Source organism: Roseivivax halotolerans, assembly GCF_900115815.1.
Classification (GTDB): Bacteria; Pseudomonadota; Alphaproteobacteria; order Rhodobacterales; family Rhodobacteraceae; genus Roseivivax; species Roseivivax halotolerans.
Genome location: NZ_FOXV01000031.1, coordinates 1 through 2853 on the forward strand (window position 1 = coordinate 1; position 2853 = coordinate 2853).

The 2853-nt window shown below is 56.5% G+C and carries 3 protein-coding genes; all 3 read left to right on the forward strand.

Features of this window, described 5'->3' with window-relative positions; translation table 11 throughout:
- The coding region (locus tag BM171_RS18535; RefSeq protein ID WP_139218757.1) for a DNA-methyltransferase at positions 1-642 on the forward strand (642 nt) is incomplete at its 5' end.
- Complete coding sequence (locus tag BM171_RS18540) at positions 629-1090, forward strand: DUF5681 domain-containing protein (RefSeq protein WP_093016114.1); 462 nt, start codon at positions 629-631, stop codon at positions 1088-1090. The genes BM171_RS18535 and BM171_RS18540, both read left to right, overlap by 14 nt.
- Entirely contained in the window at positions 1077-2558 is a 1482-nt protein-coding gene (gene terL, locus BM171_RS18545) for a phage terminase large subunit (protein ID WP_175497637.1), read from the forward strand. The genes BM171_RS18540 and terL overlap by 14 nt, the downstream gene beginning before the upstream one ends.
- Positions 2559-2853 lie beyond the last annotated feature (295 nt).

The following is a 2853-nucleotide window of genomic DNA, read 5'->3' on the forward strand; positions in this document are numbered from 1 at the left end:
AGCGTGATTTGCGCATCGTCCGTTCTCCTCGTCACGTTGAACGTTACAAGAACAAACTCTCCCAATGAATGGCCCAGTTTTGTGGGGGCAGGTCAGATTGCTGCTGGTAAGTCGGTCGGGCTTGAGCTGATCAACCTCTGCGTCTGGAACAAAACCAACGGCGGTATGGGCAGTCTCTATCGCTCCAAACACGAACTCGTTTGCGTGTTTCGAAAGCCTGGCGCGTCGCACCTCAACAATGTCGAGCTTGGCAAACATGGCCGCAACCGGACAAATGTCTGGGACTATGCCGGCGTGAACAGTTTCGGGAAGAGCAGGGAGGCTGACCTCGCGGACCATCCGACGGTCAAACCGACCGCAATGGTCGCGGATGCAATTCTGGACGTCACGCGCCGCGGTGACATCGTGCTCGACGGCTTTGGCGGCTCAGGCGCGACACTCCTTGCCGCCGAAAAGACAGGTCGTAAAGCCCGGCTCATTGAACTCGACCCGCTCTATGTCGACGTCGCCATCCGCCGTTGGCAAGCGATGACGGGCAAGTCGGCCAAGCTTGCCGGGTCTGGCGAGACGTTCGACATGCGGGCTCGGGCGGATGAGGCGTCCAGCAAGGAAGAAGAGGAGGCCGAACATGTCAAAGCGTGAGCACAACGATAATTATTACGAAGTTGGCTACGGTCGGCCTCCCAAAGCCACCCAGTTCAAAAAAGGACAATCCGGAAATCCAAAAGGGCGGCCCAAGGGCGCAAAAGGACTCATCGCAAGTCTCAGGCGCGAGCTTGAGCAGCATATCATAGTGCGTGAAGGTGGCCGGGAACTTCGCATCTCTAAAGCGGATGCCACGGCCAAGCAATTGGTCAACAAAGCAATGACGGGCGACAGCAAGGCGATTATCGAACTGATCAAGCTCGACCCGCAGCTTTTCGGGGACCTCGTCGCGAGCCCAACTCAGAACTCCGTTGAACCAGATCCCGTAGATCTCGACATCCTGCGGGATTTTTTGAGCCAATCAACTGGCTATCGCGAAGACAACTTCGGTGTCGATGAAGACCGTGCAAGCGACAGCTCGGAGGACGGCAATGACGAAACCTGATCTTGCGATCGTCCGGCAAGCGGCGCTCGACCTTTACCAAAAAGAGTTCTTCTCATTTGTTTGGCGGGTCTACGGAACTTTGCACGGTGGCGCGGATCGCACCTTCGATCCGGCATGGCATGTGCGCGCCATGTGTTATGAGCTTGAGAACGTACGCAACGGCGAGAACAAGCGCCTGATTATCAATATCCCGCCGCGCTGTCTGAAATCAATCACCGTTGCGGTTGCCTATGTCGCGTTCCTCCTTGGGCATAATCCAAGGAACAAGATCATTGTCGCGAGCTACGGGCTCGACCTTGCCAGAAAGCATGGGGAGGATTGCCGACGGATCATGGCGTCTGCTTGGTATCAAGAGATCTTTCCAGCAACGCGTCTCGCAAAGAAAGGCAATACCATTGATGAGATACGCACAACAATGGGCGGCAGCCGCAAAGCTGTCTCCATCGGCAGTTCGGTCACCGGTCATGGGGCGGATTACATCATCATCGATGATCTGCTGAAAGCAGGGGACGCCGGGTCAGAGGCGGAATTGATCAAGGCGCAGGAATTCATAGACGGAACGCTGCTTTCGCGGTTTGACAATCCAGCGGAGGGTCGTGTGGTTCTGATAGCCCAGCGGCTCCACGAGATGGACCCGCCGGGTTATCTCCTTGAACGCGGCACATACAGACATCTCAATTTGCCCGCTATCGCTGAGGACCGTGAAGTCATCGAGATTGGTCGTGACCAGTTCGTGACACGTAACCCCGGCGACCTGCTCTGCCCGAAACGTCTCGATCAAAAAACGCTTGACAACAAGCGCCGGGAAATGGGGGCGGCGATTTTCAACTGTCAATACCAGCAGAACCCCATCGCGCCAGATGGTTCACCGCTCCGCTGGGAATGGTTTGGCACGTATGAAAAAATTCAAGACCGCTCTTGGTATCAGCTCGTTGTCCAGAGCTGGGATACGGGAATGTCAGCGGACCCGAGATCCGATTTCTCAGTCTGTACGACATGGGGGTTTCGCGAGCGATCCTGGTACCTTCTCGACATCTGGCGCGGGCAGGTGGACTACCCTGAACTCAAAGCAAAGACGTTGGCGCTGGTCCACGACTGGGACCCGGATCGTGTTCTCATTGAGGATGCAGCTTCGGGCAGACCTTTGTTTCATGAGCTGTTCCACGATGAGCGTAGACGGTACGAACGGATTCGACCAGACAAGGACAAGGAAACTCGCTTCCAGTCCGCCTGCGGTCCAGTCGAAGAAGGGCTCGTGAAGCTACCTGAAGACGCGCCATGGTTACCCTTGTTCAAAAGGGAGCTTCAGTCGTTCCCTCGCGGTCGCAACGACGATCAGGTCGACAGCTTCAGTCAACTCCTGAATTGGTCCAAAGGCGCGGGTTTCAACCGCGCCCTTGGACGGAGGCATGAAATTAATGTTGAGCGGCGTGAGCGACTGCGGCGGCGGGATCGGCCTCGTCGGTGACCGCGTTGTCACTTTGAAGGCGTGCTCGCATTGGCTTCAGCCCATTGGTTATCGCTCAAGTTGGTGCCGAGGAACTACACAAAGGGCGGATTCTGTGGAAAAACACCCGTTTGCTGGCGCAGAATATCGACGCATGGAAGGGGCACGAGCGCCTTTCGTGTCAGGCTTTTCGCGGTTGCTGCGGTGCAGGAAGGATCTTAGCCAGTTTGCGGAGGTTCTGGGCGGCTGCGGCGAGTAGGAATTCGTCGTTTGCGCCGTATGGCCCGCGTAATCGGAGCCGATTGAGGCCGAGGAT

Coding starts and splice junctions, on each gene's coding strand:
- terL (WP_175497637.1), top strand. CDS start 1,077: ATGACGAAACCTGATCTTGCGATCGTCCGGCAAGCGGCGCTCGACCTT.
- BM171_RS18540 (WP_093016114.1), top strand. CDS start 629: ATGTCAAAGCGTGAGCACAACGATAATTATTACGAAGTTGGCTACGGT.